Source organism: Pseudomonas sp. GM60 (assembly GCF_000282415.1).
In the GTDB taxonomy this organism is placed as follows: domain Bacteria; phylum Pseudomonadota; class Gammaproteobacteria; order Pseudomonadales; family Pseudomonadaceae; genus Aquipseudomonas; species Aquipseudomonas migulae.
Map to the genome: position 1 here is coordinate 1 of NZ_AKJI01000110.1, position 13,870 is coordinate 13,870.

Consider the following 13,870-nt stretch of genomic DNA (forward strand, 5'->3'; position numbering starts at 1 on the left):
CCGACCGTCTGATCGAAAGCCGCGTTGCCGAAGGTGGTTCCGACCGTCTGATCGAAAGCCGCGTTGCCGAAGGTGGTTCCGACCGTCTGATCGAAAGCCGCGCCGTATGAATGAATAACCCTACCGCGGTACTCAAAAAGAAGCCCGGCCTGACCCGCCGGGCTTTTTCGTGCACAAATAAAATCAGCTCCCCCTTAATGCCACTGGCACACCTGTGATACATAGCTCCTGATTGCGAGTCCCGTATCCAATGAGGTTGCCCATGTTTTGCTCCCCACGCCTGCTGCTGACCTGCGCCCTGTCCGGTTTACTCGCTTGCGGCGCACAAGCCGGCACGCCCTCCCCGGCGCCCGCCAGTTTGCAACCGCTGCTGGTGACGATAAACGAACGCCTGAACATTGCTGATCTGGTGGCGCTGACCAAATGGGACAGCCACAAACCGATCCAGGACAGCGCCCGGGAAGCGCAAGTCATCGACAACGCCAGGAAGCAGGCGGGTTCGCGCAAACTCGACCCGGACGAGGTCGCCGAGTTGCTCGCGGCGCAGATAGAAGCCAGCAAACTGGTGCAATACGGACTGCTCGCGCAATGGCAAGCGGCAGGCAACGCGCCTGATGTGCCGCGGCCGGACCTTGCCAATCAAATCCGGCCACAGCTGGATGAGCTGCAAAACCGCCTGTTGCAGCACTACGCCGATTTCGCGCCCTATCGCAAAGACCCGAACTGCGCCCAGTGGCTGGCCAAAGAGCGGTCGGCGCTGATCAAGGATGGCCTGCATGGCCAGGCATTGATCCGCGCCACCGGGGATTTGTGCATCATCGGTCGATGAGTCACCTGCCGTCTGCCAGTGCACTCAAGGCTGGCGACTGCTGACACTCTGCGCGCCCTTCTCGAACATCGCTTCGAAACGAGGCTTGTTGGCGGCGTAATAAGCGGCGACGGCCTGGTCGGAAGAGCTTTGGCGCGCCTGCATCATCAACGCTTCGAGATCAGCCTGAGGGATCGAGTAGTGGGCGAAGAAGTACGCCACTTCCGGATACTCCTGGCTGAAGCCCTTGCGCGCCATGGCGTGAATCTGCTCGGCGCCGCCAAAGATCTTTTTGGGATCATCCAGATAGCGCAGAGGATATTTGGAGAACATCCAGTGCGGACTCCAGGCATTGACCAACGACCATTTGCCGCGTTTGAGGTTACGGTCCAACTCGTTGAGCATGCCGGATTCCGATGAGGCTACCAGCTTGTAACCGTCGAGCTTGTACTCCTCGATGGCCTTGACCGTGAGCTTGTACTGGCCGTTGCCGACCTCGGAGGTGAGGATCTTGCCGTCGAGCTTTTCCCTGACCTGCGGTTTGTTCAGGTCCTCTACGCTCGCCACTTCGCTGATCGGCACCGAGGTCGGCACCGTCATGCCGATACGTCCTTCATAGAGCACGCCGAGGTCTTCGAGCCGATCCTTGTATTTGTCGTAGAACGCCTTGTGGGTACTCGGCAGCCAGACCATCGGGATGAGGTCGATATTGCCGTTGGCCAGGGCCTGGAACTGAATGCCGATGTCGGCCATCACCAGTTTCACCGGTTGTTTTAAATGTTCCTGCAACGCGGTGGTGGCGAGCTTGACGGTGATTTCGGTGTCGGACCAGTTGACCCAGCCAATGCGCACAGGTTGCTGTTCCGCCGCCTGAGTCAGCGCCGCGTGGGTTCCAAGCGCCAGTCCGAACAGGCAGGCACAGGCTGTTTTTCGATACGAATGAGCGTTCATCAGGCGTCTTCCTATTTTACGGTGATAGGCAGGTTGTCTTCGTTTGAACGGCCTTACGGTCGTGAACAGTGCAGTCTTCGCTGCTTCGAATTCGGGCAGCACAGCCCTTCTCCACCGAATCCCTCGCAATCCCTTTTCACATCGTGCCGGGCACGACTGTCGCTCCTCTGCACCCTTTCGAGCCTGATCTTATCGGTGACTTTTGTGTTGCGCAAGAAAAATGTACACGTGTGTCATGAGCAATTGACACCTATGTACATTTATCCTAATTTCAAGTCGCCGAGCCTGATGAAGCCCACTTTGGAGCGCACCACGATGTCCAGCGATCCCTTGCTGCAACCCTACAAGATCAAGCACCTGACCCTCAGAAACCGGATCATGACCACGGCGCACGAGCCGGCCTACCCTATCGACGGCATGCCCCAGGCGCTGTATCGCGCCTACCACGTCGAGCGCGCCAAGGCCGGGGTTGCCCTGACCATGACGGCAGGCTCGGCGGCGGTCTCCCGGGACAGCCCGCCGGTGTTCAACAACGTGCTGGCCTACAAGGACGAAGTGGTCGGATGGCTCAAGGACCTGACCGATGAATGCCACGAACATGGCGCCGCCGTCATGATCCAGTTGACCCACCTGGGCCGGCGCACTCGCTGGGACAAGGCCGACTGGTTGCCGGTGGTCTCGCCTTCGCACCGCCGCGAGGCGTCGCACCGCTCGTTCCCCAAGAAGATGGAAGACTGGGACATCGAGCGGATCATCAAGGACTACGTGGACGCGGCCGAACGCATGCAGGCCGCCGGCATGGACGGCCTCGAATTGCAGGCCTACGGGCATTTGATGGATCAGTTCTGGTCGCCGCTGACCAACGATCTCGACGGCCCTTATGGCGGCTCGCTGGAAAACCGCATGCGCTTTACCTTCGACATCCTGCGCGGGATTCGCCAGCGCGTCGGCGAAAACTTCCTGCTGGGTGTGCGCTACACCGGCGACGAAACGCTGCCGGGCGGCTTCAACGCCAGTGAAGGGATGCAGGTGTCGCACATGCTCAAAGACAGCGGGCTGATCGATTTCCTCAACGTGGTGCGTGGCCACATCGACACCGACGCGGGCCTGACCGATGTCATCCCGATCCAGGGCATGCGCAACTCGCCGCACCTTGATTTCGCCGGTGAGATCCGTGCCTCGACAGGCTTCCCGACCTTCCACGCGGCGAAGATTCCCGACGTCGCCACGGCGCGCTACGCGATTGCCTCGGGCAAGGTCGACATGGTGGGCATGACCCGCGCGCACATGACCGATCCGCATATCGTGCGCAAGATCCTCGAGAAGCGCGAGGAAGACATCCGCCCTTGCGTGGGCGCGAACTATTGCCTGGACCGGATCTATCAGGGCGGCGCCGCCTACTGCATTCACAACGCGGCGACCGGTCGCGAAACCACCATGCCCCACGAGATTCCCAAGGCGGCGCGCCAACGCAAAGTGTTGATCATCGGCACCGGCCCCGCCGGGCTGGAAGCGGCGCGTGTCGCGGGCGAACGCGGCCACGACGTCACCGTGCTGGAAGCGGCGGACCGGCCCGGCGGGCAGATCCGGCTGACGTCGCTGAACGAACGCCGCCGCGAAATGATCGGCATCATCGACTGGCGAATGGCGCAGTGCGAGCGCCTTGGCGTGAAGTTTCACTTCAACACCTGGGCGGAAGCCGACACCGTGCTGGCCCACGAGCCCGACGTGGTCATCGTCGCGACCGGAGGCCTGCCAGACACCGAGGTGCTTGCCCGAGGCAACGAACTGGTGGTGTCGACCTGGGACATTATTTCCGGCGACATCAAGCCTGGCCGCAACGTGCTGATTTTCGATGATGCCGGCGACCATGCCGCCTTGCAGGCTGCCGAAGTCATCGCACAAAGCGGCGCGACCGTGGAAATCGTCACTCCTGACCGTGCATTTGCGCCGGAAGTGATGGCGATGAACCTGGTGCCCTACATGCGCAGCCTGCAAGACCTCGACGTCACTTTTACCGTCACGTACCGCGTCGAGTCGGTGGAAAAGCGCGATGGCAAGCTGGTCGCGACCTTCGGCAGCGACTACGGCAAGGTCAACAAGCAACGTGTCGTCGATCAGGTCGTGGTCAACCACGGCACGCTGCCGCTGGACGACCTGTATTTCGATCTTCGCCCTCAATCAAGCAATGGCGGCGCGGTGGAACAGCACGACCTGATTGCCGGTCACGCGCAGCACATCGTCACCAACCCTCAAGGGCGTTTCCAGCTGTTCAGGATCGGTGACGCCGTGGCGGCCCGCAACACACATGCGGCGATCTACGATGCCTTGCGGTTGGTGAAGGAAATCTGAACCCCGCCAAACATCAATCGAGGGAGCTTTTGCTCCCTCTTTTTTTTACATCCCGCGTCGGGCGACAGCCGCACCGGCCTGTACAGCCTGGCCAACGATGGTGTCGATATGTTGATCAGCCATCGACTGCAACGCCGCTGCCGTCACACCGCGATAAGCCATGAGGGCGTCGATCATTTGCAGGGGATCGCGGCTGGCCAGTAACTGACCGCCCCCCACCACCACGCCGTGCGCGGCACGTTGTGCGATCTCCTCGGGAATCCCCGCGACCACCGCCGATTCAACCAGCGCCCTGTAAAGCATGGCCGGGAAAGCAGGCCCGGTGCCGGACAGTGCACTGAGGTAATCGATGCAATCCTCATTGGGCACTTCGTCCGCCGAACCGACGCATTCAAAAAGTCGTTGCACCCACTCGCGGTCCTGTTCGCTCAACTCACCGGCGTTGTACCAAGGGGTGAATGACTGGCGGATTTCCACCGCCGCATTCGGCATCGCCCGCACCACGACTTGCGCACCGGTGGCGGCGCTGATGGTCGCCGCCGGAACACCGGCCATCAGTGAAATCACCCGTTTGCCCCGGGCGTCGATCTGCAGTTCACGAAATTGCTCCGGGCGGATCGACAGCACCACGACGTCACTAAGCTCAACCAACGCCTGGTTATCCGCCAGCACCCGCACGTCTGTCCCGAACGTGCTGCTGCCGGAACGGTTCGAAATCAGCAGGCAATTGGCAGCGATGAAGCCGCTTTCCAGAACCGCATCAGCGATTGCACGGCCCAACCAGCCGGTGCCGCCGATGATGCCCAGGGTTCTATTCGGCATCGGGCGTGGCCTCCTCGAAGGTGTCGACCAGCGACACGAAAACACCCGGCTCTTTTTCCGCGTAGCCGAACTTGCCAAAAAAACGGTCGAGTTCGCGACGCTTCGGTGCCTTGCCGGTAAACACCGTGACGTACTGCGGAATGCGCCGGAAACGCACGACGATGTCCTCAGTGGTTTTCATCGAGATGTAGCCGATCTGCGTCAGGTAGATCGTCCTGGCCCGCGCATCGGCGGCGTCGGTCTCGTAGCCGAACCGGCGAAACATGCCGGCCAGGGCATTGATCCGCGCCTCGTCAGCCGCGGCGATTTCGTCGGCCACCTCGGCGGACTGCAACGCCCAACTGCGCACGGCAAACTCGAACTGCGAGTCGAACAGCTCAGGGTTCACCCAGCATTCGAAAACGTTGAGGATGGCTTCGGAAATGCTTTCGGCGTAACTCTCGCACTGGCTGATCAGCCCGCCGGTGTTCTTGTCGCGCCAGCGGGTCAGGAGCGCCGCCAGCAGTTGCTCGCGATCTTCATAGAACCAATAGAAACTGGTGCGCGACAAGTTCAGCCGCTTGGCCAGCGGCATCACGCGCACCGCGTCCACGCCGGATTCCTTGAGGGCATCGTAGGCGGCGTCCAGCCAGCCATTGACCGAGCCGCGCCAGCCGGCGTCCTGTGCCTTGGTCCGTGTCTTTCCTGTCTGCGACATCCTCGGGTACCACCGTGTTCTGAAAATGTCGCTCCACTCTACGCTGCACGCCCTCGTGCGTACACAAAATGTACATCGACGTACATTTCAACGACGCATTCGATTATTTCGGCTGAAACGTCTGCAAGTACGCCAGCACATCCTCGATCTTCTCCGGATCGCTGAGCCCCCAGAAAATCATCCGGGTGCCGGGCACCACTTTCTTCGGCGCTTCGAGGTAAGCCGTCAGTGTCTCGCGCGTCCAGACAATGCCGGCGGACTTCATCGCGTCGGAGTACTGGTAGTCCGTCACGCTTCCCGAGGGACGGCCGAAAATGCCATTGAGTTGCGGGCCGAAGCCGCCCCGCGCCGACTCGCCCACTTGATGGCAGCCGCCGCAGATCCGCGTGAACAGTTTCGCCCCGGCTTCAGCATCCCCCGCCGCTGCCGCCGGCGTGCAAAATGCCCCTGCGGTCAGTGAAAGGACGAAGGTGAGGGTTACAGCTTTCATCATGTTCGGTTCCAGTGAAGTCAATCGGCGCACCCGGTGCATTTTCGCGCCTACCTTACCCGATTACCGCCGCCCGACGTGCACCGGTCGCCCAGGCGTCGGCCTGGGCGCGAATCTCCTAAAATGAATCGTGAGACTTGAACGGTTGCCAGCCCCTGGCAACACCGCGGTGAAAGGAGGTGTTCGAGATGCAACTCATCACGCAGAAAATCGACAAGCCGCAAGACACGAATTTCATTCTGGGCCAGACCCACTTCATCAAATCCGTCGAGGACATTCACGAAGCGTTGATCAACGCAGTGCCGGGCATTCGCTTCGGCGTCGCTTTTTGCGAAGCCTCGGGCAAATGCCTGGTGCGCTGGTCCGGCACCGATCCCGCCATGATCGAACTGGCCCAGAGCAATGCCCAAGCCATCGGCGCCGGGCACAGCTTCATCATCTTCCTGGGTGACGGCTTCTACCCGCTGAACATATTGAACACGGTCAAGACGGTTCCAGAGGTGTGCCGGATCTTTTGCGCAACCGCCAACCCCACTGAAGTGGTGCTCGCCGAGACAGCACAGGGACGCGCGATTCTGGGTGTGGTGGATGGCTTCTGCGCCAAGGAAATTGAAGGCGACGAAGACATTCTGTGGCGCAAAAACCTGTTGCGGCAGATTGGCTACAAGCTGTGAATTTAGCGGCTCATAAGGACTTGCAGTTTTCAACAGTAGGCTAAGCTTGGATCAGCTTATTGCTCACGATGCTCGATTCTGCAGGGTTTTGGTTGTTCTGGAGAGCGTCTGCAACAGCTATCTCAGACAGGCCCAACCCTTTCACGCAGGATTGACGTGATGACCGAGCCCCTCCTCAGCTTTGATGCACTCAAGCGCGCGGCTGCCGCTGGCGAAATCGACACCGTATTGGTCTGCATGGTCGACATGCAGGGACGCCTGGTCGGCAAGCGCTTCCAGGTCGAGTTTTTTATCGACAGCGGCCACGAAGAAACCCACTGCTGCAATTACCTGCTGGCCGACGACATCGACATGGAACCGGTGCCGGGTTACGCCGCAGCCAGTTGGAGCAAAGGCTATGGCGACTTCGTCCTGAAACCGGACATGTCCACGTTGCGGCGTGTGCCCTGGCTGGAATGCACGGCGCTGGTGCTCTGCGATGTGCTCGATCATCACCATCGAAAGGACTTGCCCCACAGCCCGCGGGCGATTTTGAAAAAACAGGTCGAACGCCTGCGTGAACGGGGCTACACCGGCATGTTCGCTTCGGAGCTCGAGTTCTACCTGTTCGATGAGAGCTACGAGGCGATCCACCAGCGCAACTATCACCAACCGAAAACCGCCGGGCATTACATCGAGGACTACAACATCCTCCAGACCACTCGCGAGGAACCGGTGCTGCGGGCGATTCGCAAGCATCTGCAAGCGTCGGGCATTCCCGTGGAAAACTCCAAGGGCGAATGGGGCCCCGGCCAGGAAGAAATCAACATTCGTTACGCCGATGCCATGACCATGGCCGACCACCACGTCATCATCAAGCATGCCTGCAAAGAGATCGCGCAGCTGCAAGGCAAGGCGATCACGTTCATGGCCAAGTGGCGTTATGACGCCGCCGGGTCCAGCAGCCATATCCATAATTCGCTGTGGGACAAGAACGCCAAGAAGCCGTTGTTCTTCGACGCCAAAGCCGAGTTCGGCATGTCGAAACTGATGCGCGCCTGGGTCGCCGGGCAGCTGAAGTACGCCAACGACATCACCTGCTTTCTGGCGCCCTACATCAATTCGTACAAGCGCTTCCAGGCCGGCACTTTCGCGCCGACGCGGGCGGTCTGGAGCCGCGACAATCGCACCGCCGGCTTTCGTTTGTGTGCCGAAGGCAGCAAATCCATCCGCATCGAATGCCGCATCGGCGGCGCCGACCTCAACCCTTATCTGGCCTTCGCCGCGCTGATCGCGGCGGGCCTGGCCGGGATCGACGAGGAGCTCGAACTCGCCGCGCCGTTCGAGGGCGATGCCTACCTCGATGAGCATTTGCCGGAAGTCTCGAAAACCCTGCGCGATGCCTGCTCCGCCCTCAAGGGGTCGAGCATGTTGCGCGAGGCGTTCGGCGATGAAGTGGTCGATCACTACGTGCACACCGCCGAGTGGGAGCAGAAAGAGTACGACCGGCGGATCACCGACTGGGAACTGCAGCGCGGCTTCGAGCGCTATTGAGCACACCATGACTGCGAAGATTCAGCTTATTTCTCCGGTCGATGGCCGGGTGTACGTCGAGCGCCAACAAATAGATACGGCCCGACTCCTTCAGGCGCTTGAGGCGGCTGCAACTGCCCAAGCGCAATGGAAGCGCCGACCACTGAGCGAGCGTGCAGCTTTTTGCAGTGCCGCTGTGGACGCGATGCTCGCCATGAAGGATGAAATCGTGCCGGAGCTGGCCTGGCAAATGGGGCGACCGGTGCGTTATGGCGCTGGCGAGCTGCGCGGTTTCGAAGAGCGGGCCAGGCACATGATCGCTATTGCGTCCGAAGCGCTTGCAGCCGTTGAGCCCGCACCGGTCGCGGGTTTTCGACGTTACATCAAACGCGAACCGCTAGGTACGGTGCTCGTGATCGCCCCGTGGAATTACCCCTATCTGACCGCCGTCAACACGATTATTCCGGCGTTGATGGCGGGCAACAGCGTCATCCTCAAACACGCCTCGCAAACCCTGCTGGTCGGCGAGCGTTTCGCTGAAGCTTTTCGCCGGGCCAATCTGCCTGAAGGGTTGTTCCAGAACCTGCTGCTCAGTCATGCCAGTACCGCAGTAGCCATCGTCACCGGCGACGTACAACAGGTGAACTTCACGGGTTCGGTGGACGCTGGCCTGCAAGTCCAACAAGCCGCCATCACGGATTTCATCGGCATGGGCCTGGAGCTCGGCGGCAAAGACCCCGCCTACGTTCGCGCCGACGCCAATCTCGAACACGCCGTGGAAAACCTGGTGGACGGCAGCTTCTTCAACTCCGGGCAAAGCTGCTGCGCGGTCGAGCGCATCTATGTGGACCAGAAAATCTATCCCGCCTTCGTCGAGCGCTTCGCCGATTTGACTCGCCAGTACGTGTTGGGCAACCCGCTGGACGAAGCCACCACGCTGGGTCCGATGGTCTCGCCGGCCGCCGCAGATTTTGTTCGCGGACAGATTGCCGACGCGCTGGCCGAGGGCGCCAAGGCGCTGATCGATCCGAAGGCGTTTCCCGCCGACGCACCGGGCAGCGCCTATATGGCGCCGCAGGTACTGGTGGACGTCACTCATGAAATGTCGGTGATGCGCGACGAAAGCTTCGGCCCTGTAGTCGGCATCATGCCGGTGACTGGCGACGAAGAAGCCATCGCCTTGATGAACGACAGTGAGTTCGGACTCAGTGCGTCGATCTGGACCGAGGACCTCGCCGCCGCCGAACGCCTCGGCAACGAGATCGCCACCGGCACCGTATTCATGAACCGCTGCGATTACCTCGACCCGGCGCTGGCCTGGACCGGGGTCAAGAACAGCGGACGCGGCGTCACCCTGTCGCGCCTGGGCTACGAGCACCTGACCCGCGCCAAATCCTTTCATCTGCGCCACGAGGTGTAGGTCATGAACCTGACTGGAAACTGGAACTACCCCACCAGCATTCGCTTCGGTGTCGGGCGCATCGCCGAGCTGGCCGAGATCTGCCGCAGCCAGGGTATCCAACGCCCGTTGCTGGTCACCGACAGCGGCCTGGGGCGCGCGGCGATCACCACGGCGGCGGTGGATGCGTTGCGCGCCGCCGGCCTTGGCGTCGCGCTGTTTTGTGACCTCAAGCCCAATCCGGTCGAGGCCAACCTGGCCGGAGGGCTCGAAGCCTGGCGCACCGGCCAGCACGATGGCGTGGTCGCCTTCGGCGGTGGCAGCGGCCTGGACATGGGCAAGCTCATCGCGTTCATGAGCGGCCAGACCCGACCGGTGTGGGATTTTGAAGACATCGGCGACTACTGGACCCGAGCCGACGACAGCCACATCGCCCCGGTGATTGCCGTGCCGACCACAGCGGGAACCGGTTCCGAAGTCGGCCGTGCAGCGGTGATCATCGACGAGCGCACGCACACCAAACGCATCATCTTCCACCCGAAAATGATGCCGCGCGTGGTCATCAGCGATCCGGCTCTCACCGTCGGCATGCCGGCAAAAGTCACCGCCGGCACCGGCATGGATGCGTTCGCCCATTGCCTGGAGGCGTATTGCGCTCCCGGTTTTCACCCGCTGGCCGACGGCATTGCGGTGGAAGGCATGCGCCTGGTGGCCAACGCTCTGGTGCGCGCCGTCCATACACCTTCGGACCTCGAAGCGCGCGCACACATGCTCGCCGCCGCCGCGATGGGCGCCACCGCGTTCCAGAAAGGCCTCGGTGGAATGCACGCGCTCTCGCATCCGGTGGGCTCGCTGTACGACACCCATCACGGCATGACCAATGCCACGTTCATGCCGTATGTGTTGCAGTTCAATCGCCCGGCCATCGAGGAACGCATCATCCGCCTCGCGGCTTATCTGCGCCTGCCCTCCCCCGGCTTCGACAGTTTTCTGGCCTTCGTGCTCAAGCTACGCAAAGACATCGGCGTGCCGCACACGCTGGTTGAGTTGGGCGTGGATGACCGGCAGGCCGATCTGATCGCGGACATGGCGATTGTCGATCCCTCGGCCAGCGGCAATCCCCTGCCATTGACCAAGATCGGTGTGGCCAGCATTTTCGACGCGGCTTATCACGGCCGCGTTTAGATCCAGAGCAGTATCGGTTGGAAAAAGGAGCAGTACGACAAGGTGTTGAAGGCCAGCCCATTGCGCACACGCCAATGGATTGAATCAAAACCTGATGGGGTACACAGCATGAACCCAGCAAGCCAGCCCGGCACCGACGCGCACGACGAGGACGTCAAGGTGCTGCACAGCATGGGCTACGCCCAGCAACTCTCGCGACGAATGGGTGTTTTCTCCAACTTCGCGATTTCCTTTTCGATCATCTGCATCCTTTCAGGCGGCATCAACTCACTGGCCCAGGGCACCTCGGGCGCAGGGGGTGCGGCGATTGGCATCGGCTGGCCCATCGGTTGCCTGATCTCCGGGGTGTTCGCGCTGGCCATGGCGCAGATTTCTTCGGCCTACCCCACCGCAGGCGGTCTCTATCACTGGGGCTCGATTCTCGGAAACCGCTTCACCGGCTGGCTGACAGCCTGGTTCAATCTGCTGGGACTGGTCACGGTGCTCGGCGCGATCAACGTCGGCACCTATTACTTCTTTTTCGGGGCCTTCGGACCGGCGCTGGGAATGGAAGACACCACCACGGTGAGGGTGATTTTCCTGGCGATCCTGACCGGCATCCAGGCCTTGTGTAACCATCTGGGTATTGGCCTGACCGCGAAACTCACCGACTTCTCGGGCTACCTGATTTTCGCCACGGCGCTCGCGCTGACCATCGTCTGCCTGATTTCCGCACCCAGCTATGAGTTCGCCCGGTTGTGGACTTTCGGCAACTATTCCGGTGAAGCCGGCGGCAGTGTCTGGCCACAGGTGTCGAACAGCTGGGTGTTCATGCTCGGCCTGCTGCTGCCGATCTACACCATCACCGGTTATGACGCGTCGGCGCATACCTCAGAAGAAACCCGTAATGCCGCGATGTCGGTGCCGCGCGGCATGGTCATGTCGGTGGTCTGGTCGTTGCTGTTCGGTTGGGTGATGCTTTGTTCGTTCGTGCTGATGCTGCCGAACATGGACGAAGCGGCGAAACAGGGCTGGAACGTGTTCTTCTGGGGCATGAACGCCCAGGTGAGTCCGAACATCAAATTCGCGCTGTACGTGGCGATTTTCATCTCGCAGTTTCTCTGCGGGCTGGCGACCGTGACCTCGGTGTCGCGCATGATCTTCGCGTTCTCCCGCGACGGTGGCCTGCCCTGCTCGAAAGCACTGGCCTCGGTCTCGCCGAAATATCGCAGCCCGGTGGCAGCCATCTGGACCGGCGCAACCCTGGCGGTCTTGTTCGACTGGGGCTCGTCGGTGATCTCGATCGGGGCAACGCCGGTCTACACCATCGTGGTCTCCTGCACGGTGATCTTCCTGTTTTTCTCTTTCATCATTCCCATCGTGCTGGGCCTGTTCGCCTACGGAACCTCGAAGTGGCCAACCATGGGGCCGTGGAACATGGGGCACGCTTTTTACTCCTTGTTCGCCGTGCTCTCGGTGCTCTCGATGGTGGTGATCTTCGTCATCGGTATCCAGCCACCGAACGATTGGGCGCTGTACATCACCATCGGCTTCCTGGTGCTGACGGCCATCGTCTGGTTCGGTTTTGAAGCGCGGCGCTTTCAGGGGCCGCCGATGGGTGACCTGATCATCAAGCGCCAGGCGGAAATCGCGGCGGCGGAGGCAGCGCTGAACAAGCAGGCGTGAAGGCTTTACCCGCAGGAGCGAGCTTGCTCGCGATGGACGTTAACGATCACGCGGTTTCTCTGAACACACGCGTCGCTCATTAGTCCATCGCGAGCAAGCTCGCTCCTACAGTCACTGTCGATTTGTATCAGTGTGTATTTTTGCGGGGTGATCTTACACGGCGATACACAAGCGCCGGTTCAGGACACATCCGCATTACATGGAAGTGGAAAAGTGGGCCACATCGGAAATTCAGATGTTTTCCGATGAACAGCGATTTAGAAGCGCCCACCAACCTCAGCAGGAACCGCCATGATCAATCAAATCGACACCGTGCTTTACACCGGCAAGACCCACACAACCGGAGGCCGCAATGGCGAATCGCGAAGCGACGATGGCCGTCTGGACGTCAAGCTTAGCGCCATAGGTTCTTCCGGCAGCGGCACCAACCCTGAACAACTGCTGGGCGCTGGTTGGTCGGCCTGCTTCATCGGCGCCATGGGCAAGGCAGCCATCGCGTTGAAAGTGACTTTGCCGACTGACGTGTCTGTCGATACCGAAATAGACCTGGGCAAGACCGAAAACGCCTTTTTCCTGCAAGCGCGCCTCAACGTCAGCCTTCCCGGCCTGGACCCTGCCGTCGCACGGTCGGTGGTGGATGCCGCGCACCAGACCTGCCCGTATTCGAAGGCGACCCGTGGCAACATCGATGTCGTGATCAACCTGATCTGACCGGGACGACAAGCGCGGCCTGCCATTGCGGCAGGCTGCGCTGGCGATCGCTTACTGAACGTTTTTCAGCTTGATCACATCACCGGAAACCTTGGTGGTGTAACCGCTCAGGACCCACGCCCAGAACCAGTTTTCCTGCACTTGGGTGTTGATCAGTGCATCGCCGCCCTTGGCCTTGATCGCCGCGTCTTGCGCGCGAACAAAACGGCTGTTCTGACGAATCGGGATGACGCCGAACAGCATCAGACCCGTGGCGCTCGCTTCACTGTGGCCAACCACCGTGTATTGGCTGGCATCGTATTGCTGAGTCTTCATCGGGGCGCCGGTGCAACCCGCCAGAACCAGGCCGAACAGAGTAACGGCAACAACTTTGCTGAGGTGATTCACTGAATGACTCCTTGGGTAAACGCCTGGGATCCGTCTCTCGGGCGGCGCATACTCTACCGGAAATGATGGCTAATTGGCATCAGATCACCCACCTCGGCAAACCTGGCGCCTACGATCGCGGGGTGTCCGGGATGATGGAATCACCCCAAACCTGTAGGAGCCGGCTTGCTGGCGATGGCGATTTCACGGACGCCTTCGCCGGTAAGCCGGCTCCTAC

At 60.9% G+C, this 13,870-nt stretch carries 13 protein-coding genes; 8 read left to right on the top strand and 5 right to left on the bottom strand.

Annotated features, from left to right (window positions below; genetic code table 11):
• The first annotated feature begins 262 nt into the window (after positions 1 to 262).
• Complete coding sequence (locus PMI32_RS05110) at positions 263 to 829, top strand: chorismate mutase (RefSeq protein ID WP_008033328.1); 567 nt, start codon at positions 263 to 265, stop codon at positions 827 to 829.
• A 24-nt stretch (positions 830 to 853) separates the two neighbouring features.
• On the opposite strand, the gene PMI32_RS05105 is transcribed toward PMI32_RS05110, so the two are convergent.
• On the bottom strand, positions 854 to 1,759 hold the full coding sequence (locus tag PMI32_RS05105) for a glycine betaine ABC transporter substrate-binding protein (RefSeq protein ID WP_008033329.1): 906 nt from the start codon (positions 1,757 to 1,759) through the stop codon (positions 854 to 856).
• A 315-nt stretch (positions 1,760 to 2,074) separates the two neighbouring features.
• On the opposite strand from PMI32_RS05105, the gene PMI32_RS05100 reads away from it, so the two are divergent.
• Positions 2,075 to 4,111, top strand: a complete 2,037-nt coding sequence (locus PMI32_RS05100) for an NADH:flavin oxidoreductase (RefSeq protein ID WP_032829093.1) — start codon at positions 2,075 to 2,077, stop codon at positions 4,109 to 4,111.
• Positions 4,112 to 4,156: 45 nt separating this feature from the next.
• Here the strand turns inward: PMI32_RS05100 and PMI32_RS05095 are convergent, their stop codons facing one another.
• The 3 genes from PMI32_RS05095 to PMI32_RS05085 form a co-directional block, all read right to left on the bottom strand.
• A complete protein-coding gene (locus PMI32_RS05095) occupies positions 4,157 to 4,933 on the bottom strand; it encodes a pyrroline-5-carboxylate reductase family protein (protein ID WP_008033331.1) in 777 nt (258 codons plus the stop codon).
• Complete coding sequence (locus tag PMI32_RS05090) at positions 4,923 to 5,630, bottom strand: TetR/AcrR family transcriptional regulator (RefSeq protein WP_008033332.1); 708 nt, start codon at positions 5,628 to 5,630, stop codon at positions 4,923 to 4,925. Before PMI32_RS05090 ends, PMI32_RS05095 begins: the two co-directional genes overlap by 11 nt.
• A 103-nt stretch (positions 5,631 to 5,733) precedes the next feature.
• Positions 5,734 to 6,123 carry a c-type cytochrome gene (locus tag PMI32_RS05085; protein ID WP_008033333.1) on the bottom strand — a complete coding sequence of 130 codons (390 nt, stop codon included), beginning with the start codon at positions 6,121 to 6,123 and terminating at the stop codon, positions 5,734 to 5,736.
• A 185-nt stretch (positions 6,124 to 6,308) separates the two neighbouring features.
• Between PMI32_RS05085 and PMI32_RS05080 the strand changes: the two genes are divergently transcribed.
• The 6 genes from PMI32_RS05080 to PMI32_RS05055 all read left to right on the top strand — a co-directional run bounded on the left by PMI32_RS05080 (position 6,309) and on the right by PMI32_RS05055 (position 13,266).
• Positions 6,309 to 6,794, top strand: a complete 486-nt coding sequence (locus PMI32_RS05080) for an adenosine-specific kinase (RefSeq protein ID WP_008033334.1) — start codon at positions 6,309 to 6,311, stop codon at positions 6,792 to 6,794.
• A gap of 159 nt (positions 6,795 to 6,953) precedes the next feature.
• Entirely contained in the window at positions 6,954 to 8,327 is a 1,374-nt protein-coding gene (locus tag PMI32_RS05075) for a glutamine synthetase family protein (RefSeq protein ID WP_008033335.1), read from the top strand.
• 7 nt (positions 8,328 to 8,334) lie between these two features.
• Positions 8,335 to 9,726, top strand: a complete 1,392-nt coding sequence (locus tag PMI32_RS05070; RefSeq protein ID WP_008033336.1) for an aldehyde dehydrogenase family protein — start codon at positions 8,335 to 8,337, stop codon at positions 9,724 to 9,726.
• Positions 9,727 to 9,729: 3 nt separating this feature from the next.
• A complete protein-coding gene (locus tag PMI32_RS05065) occupies positions 9,730 to 10,890 on the top strand; it encodes an iron-containing alcohol dehydrogenase (RefSeq protein WP_008033337.1) in 1,161 nt (386 codons plus the stop codon).
• Between the two features lie 108 nt (positions 10,891 to 10,998).
• Positions 10,999 to 12,555, top strand: a complete 1,557-nt coding sequence (locus tag PMI32_RS05060) for an amino acid permease (RefSeq protein ID WP_008033338.1) — start codon at positions 10,999 to 11,001, stop codon at positions 12,553 to 12,555.
• Positions 12,556 to 12,846: 291 nt separating this feature from the next.
• Positions 12,847 to 13,266, top strand: a complete 420-nt coding sequence (locus PMI32_RS05055) for an organic hydroperoxide resistance protein (protein ID WP_008033339.1) — start codon at positions 12,847 to 12,849, stop codon at positions 13,264 to 13,266.
• Positions 13,267 to 13,317: 51 nt separating this feature from the next.
• Here the strand turns inward: PMI32_RS05055 and PMI32_RS05050 are convergent, their stop codons facing one another.
• On the bottom strand, positions 13,318 to 13,653 hold the full coding sequence (locus PMI32_RS05050) for a hypothetical protein (protein ID WP_008033343.1): 336 nt from the start codon (positions 13,651 to 13,653) through the stop codon (positions 13,318 to 13,320).
• Between the last annotated feature and the right edge of the window lie 217 nt (positions 13,654 to 13,870).

What these genes read in the sequence shown, in the direction of transcription:
- PMI32_RS05110 (WP_008033328.1), top strand. Translation starts at nt 263, where the DNA reads ATGTTTTGCTCCCCACGCCTGCTGCTGACCTGCGCCCTGTCCGGTTTA.
- PMI32_RS05105 (WP_008033329.1), bottom strand. Translation starts at nt 1,759, where the DNA reads ATGAACGCTCATTCGTATCGAAAAACAGCCTGTGCCTGCCTGTTCGGA.
- PMI32_RS05100 (WP_032829093.1), top strand. Translation starts at nt 2,075, where the DNA reads ATGTCCAGCGATCCCTTGCTGCAACCCTACAAGATCAAGCACCTGACC.
- PMI32_RS05095 (WP_008033331.1), bottom strand. Translation starts at nt 4,933, where the DNA reads ATGCCGAATAGAACCCTGGGCATCATCGGCGGCACCGGCTGGTTGGGC.
- PMI32_RS05090 (WP_008033332.1), bottom strand. Translation starts at nt 5,630, where the DNA reads ATGTCGCAGACAGGAAAGACACGGACCAAGGCACAGGACGCCGGCTGG.
- PMI32_RS05085 (WP_008033333.1), bottom strand. Translation starts at nt 6,123, where the DNA reads ATGATGAAAGCTGTAACCCTCACCTTCGTCCTTTCACTGACCGCAGGG.
- PMI32_RS05080 (WP_008033334.1), top strand. Translation starts at nt 6,309, where the DNA reads ATGCAACTCATCACGCAGAAAATCGACAAGCCGCAAGACACGAATTTC.
- PMI32_RS05075 (WP_008033335.1), top strand. Translation starts at nt 6,954, where the DNA reads ATGACCGAGCCCCTCCTCAGCTTTGATGCACTCAAGCGCGCGGCTGCC.
- PMI32_RS05070 (WP_008033336.1), top strand. Translation starts at nt 8,335, where the DNA reads ATGACTGCGAAGATTCAGCTTATTTCTCCGGTCGATGGCCGGGTGTAC.
- PMI32_RS05065 (WP_008033337.1), top strand. Translation starts at nt 9,730, where the DNA reads ATGAACCTGACTGGAAACTGGAACTACCCCACCAGCATTCGCTTCGGT.
- PMI32_RS05060 (WP_008033338.1), top strand. Translation starts at nt 10,999, where the DNA reads ATGAACCCAGCAAGCCAGCCCGGCACCGACGCGCACGACGAGGACGTC.
- PMI32_RS05055 (WP_008033339.1), top strand. Translation starts at nt 12,847, where the DNA reads ATGATCAATCAAATCGACACCGTGCTTTACACCGGCAAGACCCACACA.